The organism is Burkholderiaceae bacterium (genome assembly GCA_024235995.1).
Classification (GTDB): Bacteria; Pseudomonadota; Gammaproteobacteria; order Burkholderiales; family Burkholderiaceae_C; genus Ottowia.
The window spans coordinates 700390-725642 of record JACKLI010000001.1; the positions used below are offsets into that span (position 1 = coordinate 700390).

Genomic DNA, 25253 nt, shown 5'->3' on the forward strand with positions numbered 1-25253 from the left:
CACTGCGCAACATTCTGGGGCACCACCGCTACCAGGCATCCACAAAGCGCCGCCCACCCGCCGCCACGCGCGCCCCCGCCAGCCCACGCGCCAGCCAGGCGCGGGTGTCGGCCGGGTCGATCACCGCGTCGATCTCCAGCGTGGTGGCCATGTTCATCGCTTCGCCGTGCGCGTACTGGCGCGCCAGCAGCTTGGCGAACAGGGCGTCGCGCTCGGGGCCTTCGGGCGCGGCGGCCAGCTCCTTGCGAAAGCCCAGGCGCACGTAGCCTTCCAGCCCCATGCCGCCGAACTCGCCGGTGGGCCAGGCGACGGTGAACAGCGGCGCGTGAAAGCTGCCGGCCGTCATGCCCATGGCGCCCAGGCCGTAGCCCTTGCGCAGCACCACGCTGAAGCAGGGCACGCGCAGGGCGGCGGCGGTGACGAACATGCGGCTGACGTGGCGCACCTGGGCGGTCTTTTCCACCTCGGGGCCGACCATGAAACCGGGCGTGTCGACCAGGCTGACGATGGGCAGGCCGTGCGCGTTGCACAGTTGCATGAAGCGCGCGGCCTTGTCGGCCGCCGGCGCGTCGATGGCGCCGCCCAGGTGCAGGGGGTTGTTGGCCAGCAGGCCCACGGGGCGGCCTTCGATGCGCGCCAGCGCGGTGTGGATGCCGATGCCGAAGCCCGTGCGCAGCGGCAGCAGGCTGCCCTGGTCGGCCAGGCCTTCCATGGCCTTGCGGGTGTCGTACACGCGCAGGCGGTTTTCGGGCACCACCTGGCGCAGCGCGCGCGGGTCGGGCGCGATCCAGTCCTTGAGCCGGCCCTGGAAGAAGGACAGGTAGTGGCGCGCGGCGGCCACGGCCTGCGGCTCGTCATCCACCAGCACGTCGATCACGCCGTTGCCGTGCTGCACCTCGCTGGGCCCGATGTCCTCGGGCGCGAACACGCCCAGGCCGCCGCCCTCGATCATGGCCGGCCCGCCCATGCCGAGGTTGCTGGCACGGGTGGCGATGATGACGTCGCTGCAGCCCACCAGCGCGGCGTTGCCGGCAAAGCAGCGCCCGTGCACGATGCCGACCACCGGCACCTGGCCCGACAGCCGCGCGTAGGCGGCGAAGGTGGGCACGTGCAGGCCGGCGACGACGGCGGCGTCGGTGTCGCCCGGCCGCCCGCCGCCGCCTTCGGCGAACAGCACCAGGGGCAGCTGCTGCTCCAGCGCGAGGCCCAGCATGCGGTCGGTCTTGGCGTGGTTGCGCATGCCTTGCGTGCCGGCCAGCACGGTGGCGTCGTAGGCCATCACCACGGTGCGCGCGGCCTCGGGCCCGAAGATGGCGCCGTTGACGCCGCCGATGCCGGTGACCATGCCGTCGGCCGGGGTGTTGGCGATCAGGTCGTCCATGCCGCGGCGGCGCGTCTGCGCGGCAATCGCCAGCGCGCCGTATTCGATGAAGCTGCCTTCGTCGCACAGATCGGCCACGTTCTCGCGCGCGCTGCGGCTGCCCTGGGCGTGGCGCCTGGCCATGGCCTCGGGGCGGGCGGCGTCCAGCGTGCGGGCGTGGCGGTCGAGCACGCGCTGCAGGTCGGCGCGGATGCGGCCGGGGTCGTGCGCGGCGGCGGCGTCGGCGCGCACGTGGGCCTCGCCTGCGATGGGCTCGAGCACCAGCAGCGGCTGGCCCTGGCCCAGGTAGCCGCCGGGCACCGCGAGCAGCCGGGTCACGCGGCCGGCGTGCGGGGCGGCCAGCACGTGCTCCATCTTCATCGCTTCCAGCACGGCCAGCTCGGCGCCCGCGGGCACCTCGTCGCCCTCGGCCACGCTCAGCTGCACCAGGCGCGCGGGCATGGGGGCCACGATGGCGTGGGCGGGCGGATCGGCGGCGAGTTTTGAATGATTTTGGCCTGTGGCCCCCGTCGATCGTTCGTTATCAACTATTGATTTGGAAGCAACCAGCAGCTCGGGCAACGCCGCCTCCAGCCAGCGCGTGTGCAGCTGCTGGCTGGCCATCTCGGGCCGCGCGGCCAGCGCGCGCAGCAGCGGCAGGTTGGTGGGCAGGCCCTCGACGTGGAACTCGGCCAGCGCGCGTCGCGAGCGCCGCAGCGCGTCCGCCCAGCCGCCGCGCGCGTGCACCACGAGCTTGGCCAGCAGCGTGTCGTAATGCGGCGAGGGCGCGCGGCCCGCCACGCCGTGCGTGTCGACGCGGATGCCGGGGCCGGCGGGCACGTCGAAGCGCGCCAGCGGGCCGCTGCCGGGCGTGGCGTGTCCTTGCGCGTCCAGCGTCTCGGCGTTGATGCGCCACTGGACGGCGCAGCCCTGCGGGCGCGGCGGCGCAGCGGGGTCCAGGCCGATGGCGCGCAGGCGCTCGCCCGCCGCCAGCCGGATCTGCGCCTGCACCAGGTCGACGCCGAACACCTCCTCGGTGACGGTGTGCTCGACCTGCAGGCGCGGGTTGGCCTCCATGAAGACGAAAGGCAGGCCGGTGGAGGCGGCATCGACCAGGAACTCGAAGGTGCCCAGGCCCTGGTAGCGCACCGCGCGCGCCATCTGCAGCGCGGCGTCGACCAGCCGCTGGCGCAGCGCCTCGGGCAGGCCGGGGCTGGGCGCGATCTCCACCAGCTTCTGGAAGCGCCGCTGCAGCGTGCAGTCGCGCTCGCCCAGCGCCATCGCGTCGTGGCCGTCGCCCAGCACCTGCACCTCGACGTGGCGCGCGCCTTCCAGCAGGCGCTCGACGTACACGCCGTCGACGCCGAAGGCCGCGCGCGCCTCGCCGCGGCAGCGCTCGTAGGCGGCGGCCAGCTCGCCGGCCGTGCGCACCGCGCGCATGCCGCGCCCGCCGCCGCCGCCGACGGCCTTGAGCATCACGCCGGCGCCGCCCTGGGCGGCCAGGAAGGCCTGCGCCTCATCGAGCGTGACCGCGCCCGCGCTGCCCGGCAGCAGCGGCACGCCCAGGCGCCGGGCCAGCGCGCGTGCCTGGGCCTTGTCGCCGAACAAGGCCAGCTGCTCGGGCGTGGGGCCGATGAGGCGCACGCCGGCCGCCGCGCAGGCGCGCGCGAAGTCGGCGCGCTCGCTCAGGAAGCCGTAGCCGGGGTGGATGGCGTCGGCGCCCTGCTGGCGCGCAATGGCCAGCAGGCGCGCGCCGTCGAGGTAGGCGGCCGGACCGGTGGCGCCCAGGGCGACGGCGGCATCGGCGGCCTGCACGTGCGGGGCCTGGGCGTCGTCGTCGGCATGGACGGCCACGCTGGCAATGCCCATGTCCTGCAGGGCGCGCACGATGCGCAGGGCGATTTCGCCGCGGTTGGCGACGAGGATTTTTTCAAACATCTGGCATCCCATGTCATTGCGAGGAGGCGAAGCCGACGCGGCAATCCAGCCACGGCGCGTCCATGCCCACCGCCGCGCCCCATCGCACCGCCGCACTGGATCGCCACGTCGCTTCGCTCCTCGCGATGACGGGTGGGTTGGTCATGGCGAGGAACCGCAGGCGGTGCGGGCCATCCGGCGCATCGTGCCCCAGCGCGCCACGCGGCGCCAGCGCGTGGGCGACAGCCCATAATGCGCGCCACGCGCCGCGGCGGCGCGCAACGGGAGCGCAAGATGGGAATGCTGGTGCTGGGACTGGTCGTGTTTCTGGGCGCGCATTCGGTGCGCATCTTCGCCGAGGGCTGGCGCACGCGCGGCATCGCGCGGCTGGGCGAGATGGGCTGGAAAGGCCTGTACACGGTGGTCTCGCTGATCGGCCTGGCGCTGATCGTGTGGGGCTTTGCGCTAGCGCGCCAGCAGCCGGTGGTGCTGTGGAGCCCGCCGGCCATGCTCAAGCACCTGAACGCGCTGTTCACGCTGCTGGCCTTCATCGGGGTGGCGGCGGCCTACGTGCCGCGCAACCGCCTGCGCGCGCGGCTGCACCACCCGATGGTCCTGGGCGTGAAGCTGTGGGCCTTCGGCCACCTGCTGGCCACGGGCACGCTGGCCGACCTGGTTTTGTTCGGCGCCTTCCTGCTGTGGGCGGTGCTGGACTTTCGCGCCGCGCGCCGGCGCGACCGTGCGCTGGGCACGGTCTATGCGCCGGGCGCCATGGGCCCGACGGTGCTGGTGGTGGTGGTCGGCGGGGTGGCCTGGGCGGTGTTCGCGTTCTGGCTGCACGCGGCCTGGATCGGCGTGGCGCCGTTTCCGCGAGCCTGAAGCCGCTCAGGCGGTCTCGCGCTGCTCGAAGTCCGTGCCGGCATGCGCGGGCGCCGGGCTGACCCGCACCGCGCTCACCCGCGCGCGCGGCGGACCGCGGTGGGCCCAGTCGATGAGCGCCTGCACGGCCGCGGGCGCGCCCTGCGCCAGGGCCTCGACGCTGCCGTCCAGCCGGTTGCGCACCCAGCCCGCCAGACCCAGGCGGCGCGCCTCGTCGACCAGGCTGGCGCGGTAGTACACGCCCTGCACATGGCCTTCGATGCGCAGGTGGCGGCAGATGGGCTCGGTTTTCATGACACGCCATGATAGGCATGCCGTGGCGCAGCGGCACGCACGGCCGCCAGCCGCGACAATGGCCGCATCATGCAAGCGCGCGGCCTGGCCCTGCCGGTGATCGACCCCGACCGCTGCACCGGCTGCGGCTGGTGCGTGGCGGTGTGTCCGCCGCACGTGCTGTCGCTGCACCCGCGCGGCGTGGCCAAGGTCTCGGCGCTGGACGATGCCGGCGGCTGCACCGGCTGCGCGCTGTGCGCGGTGCGCTGCCCGTTCGACGCCATTGCCATGGTGCGGCGGCAAGCCTTGGCCGCCTCGCCCGATCAAGTATGATTTTGATAGCTTCTGGCGCTTGATTCACGCGGACCAGAGCCTTATTTCACTCAAAACTCCACCATGCCCGAATTCGAAGCCCCCGGCACCCAGGACAGCACCCGCATCGACGACGTGCGCATCGGCGCGGTGCGCCCGCTGATCACCCCCGCGCTGCTGCAGGAATGGCTGCCGGCGCCGCAGGCCGCCAGCGACCTGGTGGAGGCCAGCCGCGCCGCCCTGGCGCGCGTGCTGCACGGGCAGGACGACCGGCTGGTCGTGGTGGTCGGCCCCTGCTCGATCCACGACCACGACGAGGCGCTGGACTATGCGCGGCGCCTGCAGGCCGAGGCCGAGGCGCTGGCCGGCGAGCTGATCGTGGTGATGCGCGTGTACTTCGAGAAGCCCCGCACCACGGTGGGCTGGAAGGGCTACATCAACGACCCGCACCTGGACGGCAGCTACGCCATCAACGAAGGCCTGCGGATGGCGCGCCGCCTGCTGCTGGACGTGCTGGCGCTGGGCCTGCCGGTGGGCACCGAGTTCCTGGACCTGCTGAGCCCGCAGTTCATCAGCGACCTGGTGAGCTGGGGCGCCATCGGCGCGCGCACCACCGAGAGCCCCAGCCACCGCCAGCTGGCCAGCGGGCTGAGTTGCCCGGTGGGCTTCAAGAACGGCACCGACGGCGGCGTGAAGGTGGCGGCCGACGCCATCGTGGCCGCGCAGGCGCCGCACGCCTTCCTGGGCCTGACCAAGATGGGGCAGGCGGCCGTGTTCGAGACGCGCGGCAACGGCGACTGCCACGTCATCCTGCGCGGCGGCAAGCAGCCCAATTACTCGAGCGCCGACGTGGACGCGGCCTGCGCGCTGCTCAAGGCAGCCGGCCTGCGCGAGCAGGTGATGATCGACTGCTCGCACGCCAACTCCAGCAAGCAGCACCAGCGGCAGGTCGAGGTGGCGCGCGACGTGGCCGCGCGGCTGGCGGCAGGCGACGCGCGCATCGTGGGCGTGATGATCGAGAGCAACCTGCAGGAAGGGCGGCAGGACATCGTGCCGGGGCAGGCGCTCAAGCGCGGGGTATCGGTGACCGACGCCTGCATCAGCCTGGAGCAGACGGTGCCGGTGCTGCGCCAGCTGGCCGACGCGGTGCGGGCGCGGCGCGCCAAGACGCGCTGAATACTCTTGTTTTTATAGCTGACCGGGCTTGTTCTATACGGGCCAGCGGCCGAAAATACTTGAAATCAGCGGCGGCGGCGCTGCGGGTTGCCACCCGTCGGCGGCGGGCCGCGGCGCTCCAGGTGGCGGAAGCTGATGCGGCCCTTGCTCAGGTCGTAGGGCGAGAGCTCCAGCGTCACGCGGTCGCCGGCCAGGATGCGGATGTGGTTCTTGCGCATCTTGCCGGCCGAATAGGCCACCAGTTCGTGGCCGTTGTCCAGCGTGACGCGAAAGCGCGTGTCGGGCAGCACCTCGTTGACGATGCCCTGCATTTCGATCAGTTCTTCCTTGGCCATGTGAATGCTCCTTGTGCGTCCGTGCATTGGGGTTTGCGGGTTGCGCGGCAACTCCCGATGACGGCGAAGGCATGGCGCCAACGACTGACCCCCAGTCGGTTGAACCCGCCATTTTAACGCGCGCGCCGGACTTTGGCCATGCCGCGGTGCGCGGCCCGGCGCTGCAGGTGGCGGCCGGCGGTGGTTGGAAAATGTCAAGTGAGTGTGCATTCACATCGTTACAAGGCCAACACTGGAGCGGCTGTTGTAACAGCGAATGGCGGCAAACTGGCCAGCATGTTCAACCGACCGAAAGGAATCGCGACATGGCCAAGCAACTTGCCCGTACCGCAGCCGCCGTCGTCATGACCACGGCCATGGCCTGGAACCTGCCGGCGTCGGCCCAGACGCCGCCCAGCCGGCCGACGACGGCCAGCACGCGCGGCGCGACGACGACACCCAAACCCGCCGCCGCACCCGCCAGCGCGCCCGCATCGGCGCCCCGGGCGGCACAGGGCAGCTTCGGGCCGAGCAGCCCGACGCGCAAGCCGCGTCCCTGAGCCGGGCGCTCAAGCCGCCTTAACGCCGCGGCTTGGGCGCCGCGCCGGCGCGCTCGGTCAGCACCTTGTGCGGTTCGCGCTCGCCGGGCGCGGCGGCGGGCTTGGGCAGCGGCGCGCAGCCGCCCTGGGTGGCGGCGCCGCGCAGGCTGGACAGGCGGGTGGAAATCAGATCGAGCACCGGCGGCGGCAGGGGCTGCTGGAACTCGTAGCCCAGGCGCTCGACCTCGGCCGCCAGGTAGTGGCAGGTGGCGTCGTGCAGGCTGGGGTCGTCGCCGGCCCAGCTGATGGTGGCGGCGGCCGGCGAGGGCGCGGCCACGGCGGGCGCGGCGTCGGGCCGGCTGCCCGCGGGGCAGGCCTGGTTGGTCAGCACCACCTGGCCGTCCGGGCGCACGCAGCGGTGCACGGCCTGGCCGGTGACGGCGGGCGCGAACGGCTCGCCCTGGGCCGTGGCCACAAGCGGCGCCGGGGCGGCCGCCAGGCTCGGCTGCGGCTCGGCCAGCGCCGGGGTTTCCTGCTGCGCCATGGCGTGGCGCTGCACCACGTAGCCCTGCAGCCATTGGTAGGCCTTCAGGCCGAACAGGACCAGCAGCCCCAGGGCCACGACGATGGCGATCCAGCGCAGCCAGCCGGTCTCGCGGACGGGCTCGGGCGGGCGCTCGGGTGCTTCGGTGGCGGAAGGGGAATCGGCGGACATGGGCGGCGGCGGAAAACGCGTGACGCCCATGATACGGTCATGGCGGCAGGGGCACGCCCGATTCGAGCAGCTCGGAGACCTCCAGCGGCGTCTGGCGCCCGCGCAGCGGCATGGTGCCGATGACGCGCGTGGGCAGGCGGCCGTCCAGGCCGGCGCGCGTGGTCTCGGAGACCAGGATGCGCGTGCCCAGCTGCCGGTTCAGGTCTTCGACGCGGCTGGCCACGTTCACGCTGTCGCCCAGCGCGGTGTAGGCCAGGCGGTCGGCGGCGCCCAGCACGCCGGCCACCACCGGCCCGGTGTGGATGCCGATGCCGATGGCGAACTCGGGCAGAAAGGCACGCCGCCAGCGCGCGTTTTGCGTGTCCATGGCGCGCTGCAGGGCCAGCGCGGCCTTGCAGGCCTGCAGCTCGGGCCGGTCCAGCTGCAGCGGCGCGCCCCACAGCACCATCAGGCCGTCGCCGATGAACTTGTCGATGGTGCCGCCGAAGGACGTGATGACGCGGGCGGCGACGTTGAAAAAGCGCGTGAGCTGCTGCGCCAGCTGCTCGGCGGGCACGGTCTCGGCGATCTGGGTGAAGCCGCGCACGTCGACGAACATGATGGTGAGCACGCGCGACTCGCCGCCGGGGCGCAGGGTGTGGCCCTGCGCCATCAGCTGGTTGACGACGTCGACCGGCGCGAACTTCATGAAGGCCTGCAGACCGCGCGCCGACTCGTCCAGCGCCTGGTCGAGGTGCTGGATCTCGAGCAGGCGGCTGTTCACGCGCGGCAGGTTGCGCACCTGCAGCTGGCCGATGCGCCGGGCGTTGCGCGCCAGCCGCTCGATGGGCTGGGTGATGCCGCGCGCCACGCGCCAGGACATGACCAGCATCAGGGCCAGGAAGAGCAGCGCCGCCCCGAAGCCCCAGAACACGCCGTCGCGCAGCCCGCCCAGCACCTTGCGCTCGGGCACCCAGCTCAGCAGCGTCCAGCCGGTGGCCGGCACGGTGCTGGCCTGCACCAGGTAGCTCTCGCCTTCGATGCGGGCGTCGAAGCTCCGGCGCTCGAGCGGCGGGTGCCCCAGCTGCTGCACCAGGGCGCCCAGCACGCCGCCCTGGGGCGGCGCCAGCAGCTGGGGCACGCCCACCTGGTCGCTGCGCGCCAGCACCATGCCGCTGGCGCTGAGCAGCGCACTGTCGCCGTAGCCCGAGTGGCTGAACTGGCGCACGAAGTCGGACAGCCGCCCCAGCGTGACGTCGGTGGCCACCACCGCGGCCGGCCCGCTTGCCTCGCCTGGGCGGGGCAGCGGCATGGCGTAGGTCACGCCCAGCTCGCGCGCGGCGTCGAACACGTAGGGCTCGGTCCAGATCGCCTGCTGCCGGCCCACCGCCTGCTGGTACCAGCGGCGCGCCAGCGGGTCGTACTGGCTCTGGCGCTCCACCGTGCGCTGGGTGGCAAAGCGCAGGTGCGCGTCGCCGCCGTCGGAATCGGGGCGCTTGAACTCCCAGCGCTCGTGGGTGACGCCGCCCGCGCGCGTGATGTAGCGCACCGCCGGCTGCGGGTAGCGCAGCACCATCAGCATGCGGCCGGCGGCGTCGGCGACGTACACGCTGTCGAGCTCGGGCGCCTCGGACAGCAGGGCCCACATCAGCTCGGCCGAGGCGGCGCTGTCGCGGCCGGCCGGCGCCAGGGCCGGCGCCGCCGCCATGGTGCGCGCCACGGCCACGCCGCGGTTGAGAAAGGCGCGAATGCGGTCTTCCACCCGCTGGTGGTCGGCGCGGTGCACCGAGCTGGCCAGGGTGCCGACGATGCGCTCGGCGCCCCAGTAGCCCATGCCGATCAGCAGCGCCGCCTGCCCCAGCACCCCGACGGTGATGATGGTGCCCACGTCCACGCGCAGCCGCCGCGGGCGGGAGGCTGGAGGGGGAAGCGGGAGTTCGGCCATCGTGCCGATTGTGGGTGGGCAAGCCCGGCTGCGCCATGCGCCGATGGGTCGAACACACACAAGCGAGGCCATTCTTGCCGTCCTTCACACCCGCGATGCCGCCGCCCAACACCCAGCGCCACGCCACGGCCGCGCGGGCGGCGGCCGGGAAACCGGATCAGCCCGGCTGGACGTTCAGCTTGCCCGGCTTGTCGGCCTTCTCGGGCAGCTCGATCTTGACCTCCAGCACCTCCAGGTCGTCCTGGCGCTCCAGGTTGACCTTGATGTCCTTGGGATCGATCTTGACGTACTTGCTGATGACGGCGATCAGCTCGCGCTGCAGCTCGGGCAGGTAGTCGGGCTCGGCCGCGTTGCGCCCCACGCGCTCGTGCGCCAGGATGATCTGCAGGCGCTCCTTGGCGACGCTGGCGGTCTTCTTCTTCTCGCCCAGGAAAAAGCTCAGGAAGGACATGGCCTCAGCGCCCCCCGAACAGGCGCTTGAAGAAGCCGGGCTTCTCGGCCTCGACGTAGCGCATGGGTTTGTCGGCGCCCAGAAAGCGCTCGATCACGTCGCTGTAGGCGCCGGCCACGTCGGTGCCCTTCAGGTGCACGGCGGGCAGGCCCTGGTTGGAGGCCTGCAGCACGGCCTCGCTCTCGGGGATGACGCCGATCAGCTTGATGCGCAGGATGTCCTGGATGTCCTCCAGGCTGAGCATCTGCCCGTCGGCCACGCGACCCGGGTTGTAGCGCGTGATGAGCAGGTGCTCCTTGACGGGATCCTTGCCCTCGATGGCGCGCTGCGTCTTGCTGCCCAGCATGCCCAGGATGCGGTCGGAGTCGCGCACGCTGGAGACCTCGGGGTTGGTCACCACCAGCGCCTCGTCGGCGTAGCGCATGGCCAGCAGCGCGCCCGATTCGATGCCGGCGGGCGAGTCGCACACGATGTACTCGAAGTCCATGCCGGCCAGCTCGTCCAGCACCTTCTTGACGCCGTCCTCGGTCAGCGCTTCCTTGTCGCGCGTCTGGCTGGCGGCCAGCACGAACAGGTTGTCGCAGTTCTTGTCCTTGATGAGGGCCTGCGTGAGGTTGGCCTCGCCCTGGATGACGTTGATCAGGTCGTACACCACGCGCCGCTCGCAGCCCATGATGAGGTCCAGGTTGCGCAGGCCGACGTCGAAGTCGATCACGGCGGTCTTGTGGCCGGCCAGCGCCAGGCCCGAGGCGAAGGCGGCGCTGGTGGTGGTCTTGCCCACCCCGCCCTTGCCGGAAGTCACGACGACGATTCTTGCCATGTCGAAAGCACCCTTGGTTCGTGCAGAAACAGTTGAAAGGAAAACTCGCTCGTCAAAACAGCCGGACGCAGAGGACGCAAAGAATGCGCAGAGAACGCAAAAGGAAAAATGACCTCGATTGCTTTAAAAACTATAGCATATCGCGCCAATCACCCGGCGGCTTCGGATCGATTCGATTGAAAGAATTGAATTCTTTTGCGTCTTTTGCGTGATCTTCGCGTTCTCTGCATCCGGCATTTTTAATCCGCAATAGGCTCGAAGATCAGCTTGTCGCCCGCCTCCGTGCTGCGCAGCGACACCGTGGCCGCGTGGCCCCACACCGATGCGGGCAGGGGCTCGTCGCTGGTGCGGTACACGCCGGCCACCGACACCAGCTCGGGCTGCATGGCGCGCGCGAAGATGCAGGCCTGGGCCCAGCCGCGCGCGCCGGCGATGGCGCGCCCGCGCAGCGGCGCATAGACGTGGATGTGGCCGTCGGCAATCACCTCGGCGCCGGGGTTGACCATGGCGCGCAGCACCAGGTCGCGCCCGCGCGCATACACCTGCTGGCCCGAGCGCAGCGGCTTGTCGATCACCAGCGCGCCGGGGATCGGCACGTCGGCTTCGACCACGGCAGCAGGGGACTTTTCCGGCGCCGTTTTCGGCAGGCGCATGTCGGGGGCATCGGACAGGCCTGCGGCGGCGGCGGCGGCCATCTGAGCGGCCGAGCCGGCGCGCACGCCGATCGGGTTCAGGCGATGGGCGCGCAGCAGCGTGGTCAGGCGCTGGAAGTCGATGGGTGTCTCGCCCGCCTCGGCCGGCAGTGTCGACAGATCGACCACCAGCAGGTCGTTGGCAAAGAAATCCGGCATCTCGCCGTAGTGTGCGTGCAGCTCCTGGGCCAGGGCGTCCAGGTCGCTCGACTTCAGGCGCAGCGCCAGCAAGGGCAGGCTGGCGCTCTTGATTTCGAAGGTGCTGGGGCTGCGGCCGGCAAGGGCAACGGGCATGGTGCGGCGGGTGAACGAAGTCGGGCCCACGAGGAGCCGGCAGGCAAGGCCCCGCGATCTTACCAGCGGGGTCCGCCATTGCGGCGCGGCAGCCGGCAGCCGGCGGCCGCGCGGGGCCGAATCGTGGAAAAAGGGGTTTTCTGGTTTTCTTATGGACTGTTGTCTATCTCGATAGTGGTCGTAGTAGAAGGCCTGCGCTTTTGTGAAGAACATGAAGATGTCCTTGTCCAACAAGGCCTTGCATGGCCGGTCGCGGTGTGGAGAACGCGCCTTGGCCCGTCGTGCGCCGCAGGGACAAGTCCGAGCGGCGCGACGGTTTTGTGGATAAGTGCGCCTTTGCCCGCGTGCTGTCCACAGGTTTGTCCTCAGTAGCTGGGGATTGGGCGCCGGGCGTTTGGGGCGTACCGTGCCCGACAATGGCGGCCGCATGCCCAACCCGATCCAACCCCTCCCCCCGCTGCCGCCGCGCCCGGCGCGCGGCACGGTCGTCTTGCCGGTCGTCCGCTCCGTCACCTTGGGTGCCCCTTTGCACTGGCTGGCCCTGGGCTGGCGCGACCTGTGGCGCTGCGGCCCCTGGGGCCTGCTGCACGGCCTGGCGCTGGCGTTTTTCGGCGCCGTGCTGGTGCTGCTGGCGGGCGACCGCTTCTGGCTGCTGGTGAGTGCCTTCTCGGGCTTTCTGGTGGTGGCGCCGGTGCTGGCCACCAGCCTGTACGCGCTGTCGCGCGCGCTGGAGCGCGGCGAGCCGGTGGGCGCGCGCACCATCGTGCAGACCTGGACGCGCTGGCAGCACTCGCGCTTTGCCGCGCACGGCGGCTACTGGAGCCTGGTGCGCTTCGGCCTGCTGCTGTCGCTGGCCGGCACGGGCTGGGTGCTGACCTCGGCCGCGCTGATCACCGTGCTGGCGCCGCAGCCGGTGGCCACGCCGATGGACTTCGTGCGCCACGTGGTGCTGGCGCCCGGCGGCCATGTGTTCGAGCTGTGGCTGCTGCTGGGCGGGTTGATGGCGGCGCCGCTGTTTGCCTCCAGCGTGGTGGCCATGCCGCTGCTGCTGGACCGGCGCGCCGACGTGCTGCAGGCGGTGCTGACCAGCTGGCAGGCGGTGCTGCGCAACCCCGCGCCGCTGGCCCTGTGGGCGGCCCTGATCATGGGGCTGACGCTGCTGGGCATGGCCACCCTGCTGGCCGGCCTGATCGTCACCCTGCCCTGGCTGGGCCACGCCAGCTGGCACGCCTACCGGGCGCTGGTGGACGCCGGCAAGCTGCCCGAGCGCCTGCCGCCGGAAGGAGGCCGCTGATGTTCGGCTTCAGCGAGGAGCAGATCGCCTGGTTCGGCCTGACCTTTGGCGTCGGCGCCTTCATGCTCTACATGCTGTTCATCGTCGGGCATCTGGCCTGGGAGTCGAAGGCCGGCAAGTTCGGCACCTTCGTGCTGTTTCTGGCGCTGGCCTTCGGCATGCTGGGCTTTGTCGCCAAGGGCGTGATCCAGTGGGTTCTTGAAAAATAGGCGCCGACCCCGCTGCATGCGGGGAGGGTGCCCACCCGGATCAATGCCAGCGCATGCCGTGCATGCCGCCGCGGCCGGCGGGCCCGTGCCGCAGGCTTTGCTGGTCGTAGATCTTCTGCTGCTCGGGCGTCAGCTGGGCGTAGAAGGCCTTGACGGCGTCCAGCCGCTGGCTCATGAACTGCTGGTGCTCGGCCTGCAGCGCCTGCATGCGCTCGATGCGCTGCGGCGTGCTCAGCTGCGCCAGCTCGGCGTGGTTCATGCGCGCGGGGCGCTGCGCCGGCGGCTGCATGGCGGCGGTGTAGGCGCTCCAGGCGCCTTCTTGCGCGGGGCTCAGCTTGAGCTGGGCCTTGAGCTGCTCCAGCCGCTGGGCCCGGCGCTCGGCCCAGCGCTGGGCGCGGGGGCCGGCGCCGGGCTGGCTGGCCTGGGCCGTGGCGGCCGGGCCGGCTGCGGGGGCCGGCGTGGTTTGCGCCACCGACCAGGTGCTGGCGGCGGCCAGCAGGGTGGCGAGCAGGAGGGGACGGGTGCGGGTCATGGCAAGTTTCCTTTGCACAAAATCCAGAGGCGTTGATGCGAAGGCCGATGCGCGCCTCGGAGACGTCATCGGCTTGAAGGCAAGTCTGGCGCGCCGCTGTGTCCGGCCCATCGCCGGCCCGTATGGCTTGCGTAAAGTTGGGCGAAAAAGCCGCTCAGTGGCCGCCCGACAGATCGTCCAGGATGGGGCAGTCGGGGCGCGCGTCGCCGTGGCAGTGTTGCAACAGGTTTTGTAGCGTCCGGCGCATGGCCTGCATGGCCTGGATGCGTTTTTCAAGCTCGATCACGTGCGCCTTGGCGATCCGCTTGACGCTGGCCGAGGCGCGGCCCTGGTCGTGCCACAGGCTGACCAGCTCGGCGATCTCGGCCATCGAAAAGCCCAGCTCGCGCGCGCGCTTGATGAAGCGCAGCGTGTGCACGTCGGCCGCGCGGTACTGGCGGTAGCCGCTGTCGGTGCGCGCCACCGCGCCCAGCAGGCCCAGCGACTCGTAGTGGCGCACCATCTTGGCCGACACGCCCGAGGCGCGCGCGGCCTGGCCGATGTTGACGGGGCCTGGCAAGTCCACGGGGTTCATGCTGTCACTTCGTAGCCTTCCTCGCGGATGGCGGCGGCCAGGGCCTCGCGCGGCTGGCTGCTGCCCTGCACCTGCACGCGCTGCTGGCTGCGGTCGATCTGCACCTGGGCGGCGGGATCCAGCTGGACGAGCGCGCGCTTGATGGCGGCCTCGCAGTGGCCGCAGGTCATGCCGGTGACGGTGAAGGTTTGGTCCATGGTGAAAGCTCCAGGAGTGGGTAGAGCTTGGATCATGAAGCTTGACACGATGGCAATGTCAAGGGCTGAGCCATGGTCCTGCTCCCTTGGCACACAAAAGGCTTGACCTTGCCATGATGGAAAGCTTCAAACTGCCGATCATGAACACATCAACGGCAACTTCAACAGTCGATCTGGGCATCGGTGGCATGACCTGCGCCAGCTGCGTGGCGCGGGTGGAGCGCGCGTTGACGAAGGTGCCGGGCGTGCAGCAGGCGGCGGTGAACCTGGCGACCGAGAGCGCGCGCGTCACCGTGGCGGGCAGCGCCGACGAGCTGGGGCCGCGGCTGCGGCGCGCGGTGCGCGATGCCGGCTACGAGCCGCGCGCCGCCAACGCCGCCATCGACGCGGCCAGCGCCTCGCCCTGGGCGGGTTTCGCGCCGGTGGGCCTGGGCCTGGCGCTGAGCGCGCCGCTGGTGCTGCCGATGCTGCTGCTGCCGTTGGGCATCGGCTGGATGCCGCCGGCCTGGCTGCAGTTCGCGCTGGCGACGCCGGTGCAGTTCGGGCTGGGCGCGCGTTTTTACAAGGCCGGCTGGCACGCGCTGAAGGCGGGCACGGGCAACATGGACCTGCTGGTGGCGCTGGGCACCACGGCGGCCTGGGTGCTGTCGATGTGGCTGTGGCTGTTCTCCGGCCATGGCGCGCACGCGCACCTGTACTTCGAAAGCGCGGCCGTGGTGGTGACGCTGGTGCTGCTGGGCAAGTGGCTGGAGTCGCGCGCCAAGCGTCAGACCACGGCGGCCATCCGCGCGCTGCATGCGCTGCGGCCCGAGGTGGCGCACTTGATCGATTTCGAGGGCGAGAAGGACATCCCGGTCGACGAGCTGCGCGCCGGCGACCGCCTGGCGGTGCGCCCCGGCGAGCGCGTGCCGGCCGACGGCACGGTGCTGGAAGGCAGCACGCAGGTGGACGAGTCGATGCTGACGGGCGAGCCGCTGCCGGTGGCCAAGGGCGTGGGCAGCGGGCTGACCGGCGGCTCGATCAACGGCGAGGGCCGCGTGCTGCTGCAGGTAACGGCCGCCGGCAGCGAGAGCGTGCTGGCCCACATCATCCGACTGGTGGAAGACGCGCAGGCGGCCAAGGCGCCGGTGCAGCGGCTGGTGGACCGGGTGTCAAGCGTCTTCGTGCCGGTGGTGATCGGCATCGCGCTGCTGACCTTTGCCGGCTGGTGGTGGATGGGCGCGGGGCTGGAGACGGCCATCATCCGCGCCGTGGCGGTGCTGGTGATCGCCTGCCCCTGCGCGCTGGGCCTGGCCACGCCCACGGCCATCATGGCGGGCACCGGGGTGGCGGCCAAATACGGCATCCTGATCAAGGACGCCGAGGCGCTGGAGCTGGCGCACCGCGTGGACACCGTGGCCTTCGACAAGACCGGCACGCTGACGGTGGGCCGCCCGCGCCTGCTGGCCCTGCTGCCGGCGCCGGGCGCCGACGAAGCCCAGGCGCTGCGCCTGGCCGCCAGCCTGCAAAGCGGCAGCGAGCACCCGCTGGCGCGCGCCGTGCTGGCGGCGGCGCGCGAGCAGGGCGTGGCCATCGGCGCGGTGCAGGACGCACACGCCGTGCCGGGCCAGGGCAGCGAGGGCGTGGTGGACGGCGTGCGCGTGCAGGTGGGCAGCGCGCGCTGGATGCGCGAGCAGGGCGTGGATTTGAAGCCTTTTGACGCTGCAGCCGGCATGCAGCAAGCGCAAGGCGCTACGATTTCGATACTTTCCGTGCAGCCCGATGCGGCCCAGCCGCCGCAGGCCCTGGCCCTGCTGGCCTTCGGCGACGAGCCCAAGCCGGAGGCGCGCGCGGCCATCGAGCGCCTGCAGGCGGCGGGCGTGCGCACGGTGATGATCTCGGGCGACAACCGCGGCGCGGCCGAGGCCATGGCGCGCCGCCTGGGCCTGCGTCCCGAGGAGGGCGAGGTGTTGGCCGAGGTGCTGCCGGGCGACAAGGCCGAGGCGGTGCGGGCGCTGAAGCAGGGCGTGCCATCCCCTCGTCCCCTCCACACCGTGGCGATGGTGGGAGATGGTGTGAACGACGCCCCCGCCCTGGCGGCGGCTGACGTGGGCATGGCCATGGGCAGCGGCACCGACGTGGCCATGCACGCGGCGGGCATCACGCTGATGCGCGGCGACGTCGGGCTGGTGGCGGCGGCGCTGGACGTGTCGCACCGCACGGTGGCCAAGATCCGGCAGAACCTGTTCTGGGCCTTCGTCTACAACACCGCCGGCATTCCGCTGGCGGCGCTGGGCTACCTCAACCCGGTGCTGGCCGGCACGGCGATGGCGCTGTCCTCGGTCAGCGTGATGAGCAACGCGCTGCTGCTCAAGCGCTGGCGTCCGGCCTTGGTGCGGTCTTGATCCATGTCAGTTTCAAATCTTCATGCCGGGCATAAACTGCAGCCCATCAAGGAGACAGACATGACCCCCAGCAGTTTGAAAATCATTCGTGACGAGCATTCGTCCCTGGCCGCCATGCTGCAGTCCACCCGCATGCTGGTCGAGCGCGGCCCGCAGGACGACGCGCGCGGCTTCTTCGACGTGTTGCGCGCCATGCTGTTCTACATCGACGAGTTTCCCGAGCGCCTGCACCACCCCAAGGAGACCGAACTGCTGTTTCCGCGCGTGCTCAAGGCCGCGCCCGAGACGGCCACCGCGATCGCCCGGCTGGACCACGACCACGAATACACCGAAAAGGCGGTGCGCGACCTGCAGCACCTGCTGATCGCGTGGGAGATGATGGGCGAGAGCCGGCGTGCGGCCTTCACCAAGGCCTTCACGCGCTACGTCGACCTGTACCTGTCGCACATGCACCTGGAGGAGCAGGAAATCCTGCCCGCCGCCGTCAAGCACCTGAGCGCCGAGGACTGGAAGACGCTGGACGCGGCCTTCGAGGCCAACCGCGACCCGCTCACCGGCCAGCACCCGCCGGCCAAGGACTACGAGCGCCTGTTCTCGCGCATCGTGATGGCGGCGCCGGCGCCGATCGGGCTGGGCTGATCCGGCCCCGGCGAGGGCACTAGACTCGGGACATCCGGGCCGGTGTGCGGCCCCAGGAGCAAGTCCCGTGAAATCCCGCGCCGCCGTGGCCTTCGAGGCCGCCCAACCCCTGCAGATCGTCGAGCTCGACGTGGCCCCGCCCAGGAAGGGCGAGGTGCTGATCCGCATCACGCACACCGGCGTGTGCCACACCGACGCCTTCACGCTTTCGGGCGAGGACCCGGAAGGCGTGTTTCCGGCCGTGCTGGGCCACGAGGGCGCGGGCATCGTGGTCGAATGCGGCGAGGGCGTGCGCAGCGTGCAGCCCGGCGACCACGTGATCCCGCTGTACACCGCCGAATGCGGCCAATGCCTGTTCTGCAAGTCGGGCAAGACCAACCTGTGCGTGGCCGTGCGCGCCACCCAGGGCAAGGGCCTGATGCCCGACGGCACCACGCGCTTCAGCTACCAGGGCCAGCCGATCCACCACTACATGGGCTGCAGCACCTTCAGCGAATACACGGTGGTGGCCGAGGTCTCGCTGGCCAAGGTCAACCCCCAGGCCAACCCCGAGCAGGTGTGCCTGCTGGGCTGCGGCGTCACCACCGGCCTGGGCGCGGTCAAGAACGCGGCCAAGGTGCAGCCGGGCGACAGCGTGGCCGTGTTCGGGCTGGGCGGCATCGGCCTGGCGGTGGTGCAAGGCGCCAGGCTGGCCGGCGCCGGGCGCATCATCGCGGTCGACACCAACCCCGACAAGTTCGCGCTGGCGCGCACCTTCGGCGCCACCGACTGCGTCAACCCCAAGGACCACGACCAGCCCATCCAGCAGGTGATCGTCGAGATGACGGGCTGGGGCGTGGACCACAGCTTCGAGTGCATCGGCAACGTCAAGGTGATGCGCGCGGCGCTGGAATGCGCGCACCGCGGCTGGGGCCAGAGCGTGATCATCGGCGTGGCGGGCAGCGGGCAGGAGATCAGCACGCGGCCGTTCCAGCTGGTCACCGGCCGGCGCTGGCTGGGCACGGCCTTCGGCGGCGTCAAGGGCCGCAGCGAGCTGCCGGGCATGGTCGAGGACGCGATGTCCGGCCGGATCCAGCTGGCGCCCTTTGTTACCCACACCATGGGGCTGACGGAGATCAACCGCGCGTTCGAGCTGATGCACGCGGGCGAGTCGATCCGCTCGGTGGTGCACTACGCATGAGGTCGCGGCGCGTCGCCGTCGCCGGTGCCACCGGTCTGGTCGGGCGCTGCCTGGTGCAGCAGCTGTGCGCCGATTCGTCCGTGGCCGAGGTGCATGGGCTGGCGCGCCGGCCGCTGGACTGGACGCACGCCAAGCTGACGCGGCACGTGGTCGACTTTGCCGCCCTGCCCGCCTTGCCTCCGGTGGACGAGGTCTATCTGGCGCTGGGCACCACCATCCGGCAGGCGGGCAGCCAGGCTGCGTTTCGCGGGGTGGACTTCGACGCCAACCTGGCCGTGGCGCGTGCGGCCCAGGCCGTTGGCGCGCGCCGCGCGGGCCTGGTCAGCGCCATGGGCGCCAACGCCGGGTCCGGCGTGTTCTACAGCCGCGTCAAGGGCGAGCTGGAGGACGCGCTGGCGGCGCTGGGCTTCGATGCGCTGGTGATCGCCCGCCCCTCCATGCTGCGCGGCGACCGCGCCGTGCTGGGCCAGCCCGTGCGCGCGGGCGAGTTGCGCTGGGCCCGGCTGGACGCCCTGCTGCGCCCGTTGATTCCCGCCAACTACCGCGCCATCGACGCCGCCGACGTGGCGGCCGCGCTGCGCCGGCAACTGCCCACGGCGCAGGGGCGCGTGGTGTTGCCGTCCGGCGCCATGCAGGGCGCGAACCAGGCAAGGACATGAGCATGGAACGCCTCGAGCACCACGCCAGCTTCGGCGGCCGACAGGAAGTCTGGCAACACGCCAGCCGCGCCACCGGCACGCCCATGCGCTTGGGCGTCTACCTGCCGCCGCAGGCGCTGGCTGGCGCGCGCTGCCCGGTGCTGTACTGGCTGTCGGGGCTGACCTGCACCGAGCAGAACTTCATCACCAAGGCCGGCGCGCAGCCACACGCCGCCCGGCACGGCCTGATCGTGGTGGCGCCCGACACCAGCCCGCGCGGCGCGGGCGTGCCCGACGACGCGGCCTACGACCTGGGCCAGGGCGCGGGCTTCTACGTCGACGCCACGCAGCAGCCCTGGGCCGCGCACTACCGCATGCAGGACTACGTGGCCGAGGAGCTGCCGGCGCTGATCGAGCAGCACTTTCCGGCCACGGACGGGCGCGGCATCTTCGGCCACAGCATGGGCGGGCATGGGGCGCTGGTCACCGCGCTGCGCCACCCGGGGCGGTACCGCAGCGTCTCGGCCTTCGCGCCCATTGCCGCGCCCGCGCAGGTGCCCTGGGGGCAAAAGACGCTGGCAGCGTATCTGGGCGACGACCCCGAGGCCTGGGCCGGGTGGGACGCCGCCGCGCTGGTGGCCCGGGCCCGCGGCGAGCGCCTGCCCCTGCTGGTCGACCAGGGCGAGGCCGACGAATTCTTGCCGCAGCTGCGCCCCGACCTGCTGCAGGCCGCCTGCGACCAGGCAGGCCACCCGCTCACGCTGCGCATGCAGCCGGGCTACGACCACAGCTACTACTTCATCGCCAGCTTCATGGGCGAGCACGTGGCGCACCATGCGGCGGTGCTGCGCGGGTGATCGGCCTGAGCCGCCCCCGCCCGCGTCAGTAATTGACCACCACCGTCACCGTGTCCGAATAGCTGCCGGGCCGGTAGTCGGCCGAGGGGACGCGCACGTAGACCGTGAACGGCTGGGCCGCGCCGCTGCCGGTGTTGCTGGCGGTGGCGGCGGTGCCCCAAGCGGCGGTGCGGGCGGCATCCCGGTACAGCTGGTAGGGCACCTGGTCGGTGTTGCCCGCGGGTGCCGACATGACACCGGCGCCGGTGGTGCTGCCGTTGGATGGGCGCAGGCCCACGGTGTAGGGCGTGGTGTTGCTGCAGGTGACGCTGATGTTGCCGTTGGCGTCCACGTTGGTGGCACTGGCGAGCTGGCTGCCCAGGTTGACGTCGGAGGCGGCGGTCACCAGGCACTGCTTGGCAACCGTGGTGCTGACGGTGAAGGGAAAAACGGCGCCGGCCCAGCTGCTGCTGCAAGTGCTCGGAACCGTGGTGCCTACAACGTCGGCGATGGACACGGCGGTGTCCCCGCTCTGATAGACATCGGTGTAGGCGCCGGGAATGGCCAGGGACTGGCCGCCCGGCACCTGACCGTACAGCGTGGCCGTGCCGCTGGTGCTGGCTTTGGCGGCAAGCTTGATCGGGACGGCCAGCGGGGTGGGCGAGCCAAAGCCGTAGCTGCCCCAGATGGTGCCGAGCCCCGAATCCTGGTAGAGCTGGAACTGCAGGGTGTTGGCGCCGTTCAGCATCAGACGCGGGTTCCATGAGCGCCCTCCCGGCTCGCCGATGTGAAAGCACACCAGCGCCGCATGGGCCTTGGTGTCGCTGTTGGTGCAGGAATAGGTCAGGGTGGCGTTGACCTGGGTGGGCGTGCCGGCCAGCGGATTGATGGTGCCGAAGTTCAATGCGGTCATGCTGGTGCTGCTGCAGCTGATGCCGGCCGCCAGTGCCGGCGCCGCACCGCCCAGCAGGGCCAGCCAGAGGGCGAAGCAGCAACGGTTCAGCGGAAACCAGGGTAGCGGATTCATGGTCTGGCCTCGGGGGTGCAGGTGAGCGGACCGATCTTCGGGATCGCGCCCTGGTCGGCTTTTTGGTGGTCGAATGACACGCCGCAGCGGCCCTGCGGGGCCTGCACCGTCAGGCGGTTGGTGCCCGCCTGCAGCGTGTCCAGGTAAACCTCGCCGTCGTAGCCGACCACGGCGTGGGTGGCTTGGCCGTTGACGCTGACGCGGCTGCCCAGCGGCAGCGGCGCGCCGGCGGCGTCCACCAGCGTCAGCAGCGCCGCGCGCACCGGGGTGATGCCGAACTCCACCAGCGTGCCGGCGCGGTCGGGCGGGGTGGCGATGGCGTCCACCCGGTCGATGCGCTGGTCGGCCGGCAGGCCCATGGCGTCGATGCCCAGCCTGTTGTTCTGGTAGGCATTGAGCGGCGTCACCAGCAGGTGGCCGCTGGCGTCGGTGCGGCCCACGGGGCGGTTTTCCAGCAGCACGGGCACGTCGGGCACGCCGTCGGTGGAAACCAGCGCGAACGCGTCGTCGATGGGGCGCGCGGCAAACAGCTGGCCGCCCATGAGCACCAGCGCGCCGTTGGCGTCGGCATAGACCGAGCGGCTGCCGCTGGCCAGGTTGACGCCGGCGGTGTAGCGGCCCCAGGGGCCCAGGTAATTGACTTCGCCCTGCGCGCCGTGCTGGCCGCTGCCCTGGCGCGCCTGGGCGTTCCAGCCCCAGCCGCCCTCGCTGGGCGTGGGCTGGCTGGCGTAGGCGGTGAGCTGGGTGCCCTGGTTGTCGTGCTGCACGCCGGTGCTGACGCTGGTGCGGCCGTCCAGCGCCCAGCTCAGGTTGACGAACACGCTGTAGAGCCGGTGGTCGGTCAGGTCGCGGTTGGCGGTGACCGACAGCGTGGCCTGGCGGCCCAGGGCCTTGAACCAGCCCAGGCTGGCGTAGCGCGAGGTGCTTTGGCCCGGATAGCTCTGGTACAGGTAGCTGAGCGAGAAGCTGCCGGCCTCGCCCGCGTTGTAGCCCACGGTGGCGCTGCCGCTGGCGCGCGCCAGCGCGGCGCCATCCAGCGCGGCGGCGTCGCGGTAGCCGCCCTGGGCGCGCGTGCCGGTGAAGCCGACGTTGAAGCGCTCGTTGTTCCAGTTGTAGCCCAGGTTGAGCTGCGCGCCGTGCTGGCCCGCGCCGCTGGAGGCCGCCAGCGCGCCGCTGACCACGCCGGCGTTGCCCAGCAGCCAGGCCGCGCCGCCGCCCAGGTTGGTCAGGCCACGGGTGGCCTCGCCGTGCGCCTCGACGGTCAGGCTGTCGCTCAGGCCGCGGCGCCAGGTGCCGCTGAGCACCGGGTGGCGCGCGTAGTCGTTGGAGGCCAGGCCGTAGTTCTGGCGCACCCAGCCCAGCTCGGCCGACCAACTGGTCAGGCCGGCCTTGAGCAGCTGGCGCGTGCCGTAGAGCGAAAAATTGAGCGTGGTGCTGCGCCCGAAGGCATCGGTCAGCACCACCTGGGCGGTGCCTGCGCCGCTGATGCTGGGCAGGGTGTTCAGCTGGAATGGCCCGGCCGGCACCTGGCCGTTGTACTGGCGCATGCCGTTGACATACAGGTCCAGCTGCGAGGGCAGCACGGCCGAGCCCAGCAGCGTGGGCGCGGGCGTGGTGGACAGGTAGGGCTGCAGCGCGAAGTTGCTGCCGATCTGCAGGCCGCCGATGCGCGTGGCGCGCGTCCAGGCCAGGGCGCTGGTCTGCGTGTCGCCCACGCGCACGGTGATCAGTTGCTCGGGCCAGGAGCGGCTCCAGCTGGTGTCCAGGCGCACGGTCTGGCGCGGCGTGGCGGCGGCGCTGTCGCTGCTGGGCTGGCTGCGGGTGATGGCGGTGCTGCTGAGCACGCCCCAGGCGTTGAAGGCGCGCAGTTCGGTGTAGGCGCTGAGCGAGGTGCCGGCGCCGCTGGTGTGGGTGCCGTACAGGTCGTAGTTGAGCAGCAGGCCGGGCGAGCGGGTGATGCCGTGCGGCGCGATGCCGGGCACGGCCAGCGTGGTTTCGGGCAGCTTGAGCAGGGCCAGCGGCGCCGTCAGCGTCACGCGCTGCTGGGCACGGTCGTACTGCACCTGCAGGCCGGGCAGCTGGGCCAGCGCCACCGGATCGCCGGTGCCGGCGGGCAGCACGAAGCCGAGCTGGCGCAGGCTGGCGGCCGAGGCCCACAGCGCGCGCGCGCGCTCGCCGAAATGCACCAGGCCGCGCGCGCTGCCGTTGAGCGTGACATCCAGGTACACGTCCTGCCCGCTGGCGCCGGCCAGGCTGGCCTCGTCCGCGCCGGTGGGTGCGCCGGTGGCGTGCGCGGCGGCGCCCACCAGCAGGGCGGACGCCAGCAGCAGCTCAGCGAGGGCGCACGGCCAGCGGGATGCTTTGCTCGGTCTTGCCATTGATCATTGCTTCCCACTGGCCGCCGCCGGCCAGCACCGCGGCTGGCGGCTTGATGGCCCAGCGCATGTGCGCGCCGGGCAGCGCGTAGCCCAGCAGGCCGGGCGCCACGGGGGTGCGCTGGCCGGCGGGATCGACGTAGGTCAGGTCGGCCAGTTGCGCGTGCGTGCCGCCGCTGTTGCCGACCTCCAGCCAGATCTTGTCGCCCTCACGCCGCAGGGCCCATTGCAGCTGGGGCTCGCTGGCCGGCGCGCCGGCGGGCTGCACGAACACCGGCACCGAGTAGCGCAGCACGTATTGCAGGCCCTTGCGCCCGGGCTCTTCGCTGGGCAGCTCGTCGATGATCAGGCGGTAGGCGGTCTCGGCGCTGTCGGTGGGCGGCGCGCCCAGGCGGACGGCGCGGATCAGCTGGCGCTCGCCCACGGCCAGTTCGATCATGGGCGGGCTGGCCAGCAGCTCCTTGGTGGGCGCCAGATGGTCGGCGTCGCCCTCCTGCGTCCAGCGGTACACGCGCACCTGGGCGCGCACCGAGGTGTCGCCGGTGTTGCTCAGCCACAGGCCTTCGGCATTCTGCGTAGCCGGCACCGCGATGGACACGGGCGACACCTGCAGGCCGCTGGCCAGGACCGGGGCAGTCGCCAGCAGGGCGGCGGCCGCCAGGGCGCAGGAAAGAAGTCGGCGCATGATGGGCTTGGAGAAAAAAAGAACCGGATCAATAGTCCACGTGGACGGCGGTGACCTGGGCCGCGCCGGCATCGCCCGCCGCCGCCTCGCCGGCAGGCAGGACGGCGCTGACCTGGTCCATGCCGCGGCCCGTGGCCGCCACGCCCGTACTGGCCGGCGCGGGCAGGCGGGCGATGAACGGTGTCTGGCGCGAGCAGTGGACCCGCAGCGCCCGGTCGCTCGCCGCCGGGACGCCCGGGTGGGGCGGCGCCGACACGCGGCAGGTGGACAGCACCTGCAGGCGCACCGCAAAGCCCGGGCTGCCTTGCCCGGCCGGGGCTGCGCCGGCGCCGGCGCAGCAGGCCAGCACGGCAGCGGCCTGGGCGATGGCTTGCGGGCGCATGGGCGGGCGTGGGCGTTCGCGATCAGTAGTTGACGTTGACCGTCACGGTGTCCTTGTAGTCGTCCGGCGCGTAATCGGAGTTGGTGGCCTTGGCGTAAGCGGTGAACATGATCGCATTCGCAACCGCCATGCCGGCACCGGTGCCGCCCTTGCCGTTGCCGTCCGCGGTGGGGGTGGCGGTGTTGCCCCAGGCGGTGGCGTAGCCGCTGTCCTGGTACAGCGTGTACGGCACCTTGTCGGTGTTGGTGGCGCTGTTGGCAACGCTGGCCATTTTGCCGTTGCCATTGCTGTCGCCGCCGTTGGCGACGGAGGGTGCCAGGCCGATGTGGAAGGGGGTGAGCCTGGAGCAGTTGACCTTGAAGGTGTTGCTGCCGGTCTGGCTCACGGCGGTGCTGCTGGCGGCGACGCTGCCCAGGTCGATGTCCGTGGGCGCGGTGGTGACCTTGCAGGTCTTGGTGATCGTCATCTTGACCAGGAAGGTCGGGGCGGGCGTCACGGTGTCGGCCTGCGCGGCGCCGAGGGTGGCGCCCAGGGCAATGATGGCCAGCTTGGCGAGGAGTTGCTTGTTCATGATGTGTCGACTTTCGTGCGGCATGCCGCGGGGGTTGAAGGGCAGGGTCAATGAGTCGGGTGGA

Annotated in this window: 27 protein-coding genes; 11 read left to right on the plus strand and 16 right to left on the minus strand. The window is 71.6% G+C overall.

Annotated features, from left to right (window positions below):
• Positions 1-28 precede the first annotated feature (28 nt).
• Positions 29-3298: a carbamoyl-phosphate synthase large subunit gene (locus tag H6927_03560; GenBank protein MCP5217165.1), complete on the minus strand. Its 3270-nt coding sequence runs from the start codon at positions 3296-3298 to the stop codon at positions 29-31.
• 273 nt (positions 3299-3571) lie between these two features.
• Here H6927_03560 and H6927_03565 point away from each other — a divergent pair, with 273 nt between their 5' ends.
• Positions 3572-4156: an NnrU family protein gene (locus tag H6927_03565; protein MCP5217166.1), complete on the plus strand. Its 585-nt coding sequence runs from the start codon at positions 3572-3574 to the stop codon at positions 4154-4156.
• A gap of 6 nt (positions 4157-4162) precedes the next feature.
• Here H6927_03565 and H6927_03570 read toward each other — a convergent pair whose 3' ends face one another.
• Positions 4163-4450 (minus strand): acylphosphatase, encoded by a 288-nt coding sequence (locus H6927_03570; GenBank protein ID MCP5217167.1) that lies wholly within the window; start codon positions 4448-4450, stop codon positions 4163-4165.
• Positions 4451-4519: 69 nt separating this feature from the next.
• Here H6927_03570 and H6927_03575 point away from each other — a divergent pair, with 69 nt between their 5' ends.
• Positions 4520-4762 carry a 4Fe-4S dicluster domain-containing protein gene (locus H6927_03575; GenBank protein ID MCP5217168.1) on the plus strand — a complete coding sequence of 81 codons (243 nt, stop codon included), beginning with the start codon at positions 4520-4522 and terminating at the stop codon, positions 4760-4762.
• A 63-nt stretch (positions 4763-4825) separates the two neighbouring features.
• Entirely contained in the window at positions 4826-5917 is a 1092-nt protein-coding gene (locus H6927_03580; protein ID MCP5217169.1) for a 3-deoxy-7-phosphoheptulonate synthase, read from the plus strand.
• A gap of 65 nt (positions 5918-5982) precedes the next feature.
• Here H6927_03580 and infA read toward each other — a convergent pair whose 3' ends face one another.
• Positions 5983-6252, minus strand: coding sequence for a translation initiation factor IF-1 (infA, locus tag H6927_03585; GenBank protein ID MCP5217170.1), 270 nt, complete (start codon positions 6250-6252; stop codon positions 5983-5985).
• Between the two features lie 305 nt (positions 6253-6557).
• Here infA and H6927_03590 point away from each other — a divergent pair, with 305 nt between their 5' ends.
• Positions 6558-6791 carry a hypothetical protein gene (locus tag H6927_03590; protein ID MCP5217171.1) on the plus strand — a complete coding sequence of 78 codons (234 nt, stop codon included), beginning with the start codon at positions 6558-6560 and terminating at the stop codon, positions 6789-6791.
• 19 nt (positions 6792-6810) lie between these two features.
• On the opposite strand, the gene H6927_03595 is transcribed toward H6927_03590, so the two are convergent.
• The 5 genes from H6927_03595 to minC form a co-directional block, all read right to left on the minus strand.
• Positions 6811-7485 carry a hypothetical protein gene (locus tag H6927_03595; protein MCP5217172.1) on the minus strand — a complete coding sequence of 225 codons (675 nt, stop codon included), beginning with the start codon at positions 7483-7485 and terminating at the stop codon, positions 6811-6813.
• Positions 7486-7522: 37 nt separating this feature from the next.
• Complete coding sequence (locus H6927_03600) at positions 7523-9481, minus strand: adenylate/guanylate cyclase domain-containing protein (GenBank protein ID MCP5217173.1); 1959 nt, start codon at positions 9479-9481, stop codon at positions 7523-7525.
• Positions 9482-9566: 85 nt separating this feature from the next.
• A complete protein-coding gene (gene minE, locus H6927_03605) occupies positions 9567-9860 on the minus strand; it encodes a cell division topological specificity factor MinE (protein MCP5217174.1) in 294 nt (97 codons plus the stop codon).
• 4 nt (positions 9861-9864) lie between these two features.
• A complete protein-coding gene (gene minD / locus H6927_03610; GenBank protein MCP5217175.1) occupies positions 9865-10680 on the minus strand; it encodes a septum site-determining protein MinD in 816 nt (271 codons plus the stop codon).
• Positions 10681-10919: 239 nt separating this feature from the next.
• Positions 10920-11666 carry a septum site-determining protein MinC gene (gene minC, locus H6927_03615; protein ID MCP5217176.1) on the minus strand — a complete coding sequence of 249 codons (747 nt, stop codon included), beginning with the start codon at positions 11664-11666 and terminating at the stop codon, positions 10920-10922.
• Between the two features lie 427 nt (positions 11667-12093).
• Here minC and H6927_03620 point away from each other — a divergent pair, with 427 nt between their 5' ends.
• Both H6927_03620 and H6927_03625 read left to right on the plus strand, forming a co-directional pair.
• Positions 12094-12960: a DUF2189 domain-containing protein gene (locus tag H6927_03620; protein MCP5217177.1), complete on the plus strand. Its 867-nt coding sequence runs from the start codon at positions 12094-12096 to the stop codon at positions 12958-12960.
• On the plus strand, positions 12960-13169 hold the full coding sequence (locus H6927_03625) for a DUF2788 domain-containing protein (GenBank protein MCP5217178.1): 210 nt from the start codon (positions 12960-12962) through the stop codon (positions 13167-13169). Before H6927_03620 ends, H6927_03625 begins: the two co-directional genes overlap by 1 nt.
• A gap of 40 nt (positions 13170-13209) precedes the next feature.
• Here H6927_03625 and H6927_03630 read toward each other — a convergent pair whose 3' ends face one another.
• The 3 genes from H6927_03630 to H6927_03640 form a co-directional block, all read right to left on the minus strand.
• Complete coding sequence (locus H6927_03630; protein ID MCP5217179.1) at positions 13210-13701, minus strand: Spy/CpxP family protein refolding chaperone; 492 nt, start codon at positions 13699-13701, stop codon at positions 13210-13212.
• A 154-nt stretch (positions 13702-13855) separates the two neighbouring features.
• Entirely contained in the window at positions 13856-14275 is a 420-nt protein-coding gene (gene cueR / locus H6927_03635) for a Cu(I)-responsive transcriptional regulator (protein MCP5217180.1), read from the minus strand.
• Complete coding sequence (locus tag H6927_03640) at positions 14272-14472, minus strand: heavy-metal-associated domain-containing protein (GenBank protein MCP5217181.1); 201 nt, start codon at positions 14470-14472, stop codon at positions 14272-14274. Before H6927_03640 ends, cueR begins: the two co-directional genes overlap by 4 nt.
• Before the next feature lie 140 nt (positions 14473-14612).
• On the opposite strand from H6927_03640, the gene H6927_03645 reads away from it, so the two are divergent.
• The 5 genes from H6927_03645 to fghA all read left to right on the plus strand — a co-directional run bounded on the left by H6927_03645 (position 14613) and on the right by fghA (position 20170).
• Entirely contained in the window at positions 14613-16856 is a 2244-nt protein-coding gene (locus H6927_03645; GenBank protein ID MCP5217182.1) for a copper-translocating P-type ATPase, read from the plus strand.
• A 60-nt stretch (positions 16857-16916) separates the two neighbouring features.
• On the plus strand, positions 16917-17495 hold the full coding sequence (locus H6927_03650; protein MCP5217183.1) for a hemerythrin domain-containing protein: 579 nt from the start codon (positions 16917-16919) through the stop codon (positions 17493-17495).
• A 67-nt stretch (positions 17496-17562) separates the two neighbouring features.
• Complete coding sequence (locus tag H6927_03655; GenBank protein ID MCP5217184.1) at positions 17563-18675, plus strand: S-(hydroxymethyl)glutathione dehydrogenase/class III alcohol dehydrogenase; 1113 nt, start codon at positions 17563-17565, stop codon at positions 18673-18675.
• Complete coding sequence (locus H6927_03660; GenBank protein MCP5217185.1) at positions 18672-19334, plus strand: NAD(P)H-binding protein; 663 nt, start codon at positions 18672-18674, stop codon at positions 19332-19334. Before H6927_03655 ends, H6927_03660 begins: the two co-directional genes overlap by 4 nt.
• A 2-nt stretch (positions 19335-19336) precedes the next feature.
• A complete protein-coding gene (gene fghA, locus H6927_03665) occupies positions 19337-20170 on the plus strand; it encodes an S-formylglutathione hydrolase (GenBank protein ID MCP5217186.1) in 834 nt (277 codons plus the stop codon).
• Positions 20171-20195: 25 nt separating this feature from the next.
• On the opposite strand, the gene H6927_03670 is transcribed toward fghA, so the two are convergent.
• From H6927_03670 to H6927_03690, 5 genes are read right to left on the minus strand one after another with little or no spacing between them, the layout of a single operon-like run.
• Entirely contained in the window at positions 20196-21176 is a 981-nt protein-coding gene (locus H6927_03670) for a spore coat protein U domain-containing protein (protein ID MCP5217187.1), read from the minus strand.
• Entirely contained in the window at positions 21173-23554 is a 2382-nt protein-coding gene (locus H6927_03675) for a fimbrial biogenesis outer membrane usher protein (protein ID MCP5217188.1), read from the minus strand. The genes H6927_03670 and H6927_03675 overlap by 4 nt, the downstream gene beginning before the upstream one ends.
• Positions 23508-24236 carry a molecular chaperone gene (locus H6927_03680; GenBank protein MCP5217189.1) on the minus strand — a complete coding sequence of 243 codons (729 nt, stop codon included), beginning with the start codon at positions 24234-24236 and terminating at the stop codon, positions 23508-23510. Before H6927_03680 ends, H6927_03675 begins: the two co-directional genes overlap by 47 nt.
• Before the next feature lie 28 nt (positions 24237-24264).
• Positions 24265-24618 carry a hypothetical protein gene (locus tag H6927_03685; protein ID MCP5217190.1) on the minus strand — a complete coding sequence of 118 codons (354 nt, stop codon included), beginning with the start codon at positions 24616-24618 and terminating at the stop codon, positions 24265-24267.
• A 22-nt stretch (positions 24619-24640) separates the two neighbouring features.
• The gene (locus H6927_03690; protein MCP5217191.1) at positions 24641-25189 is read right to left on the minus strand and encodes a spore coat protein U domain-containing protein; all 549 of its coding nucleotides are present in this window, start codon (positions 25187-25189) and stop codon (positions 24641-24643) included.
• Positions 25190-25253: the final 64 nt, after the last annotated feature.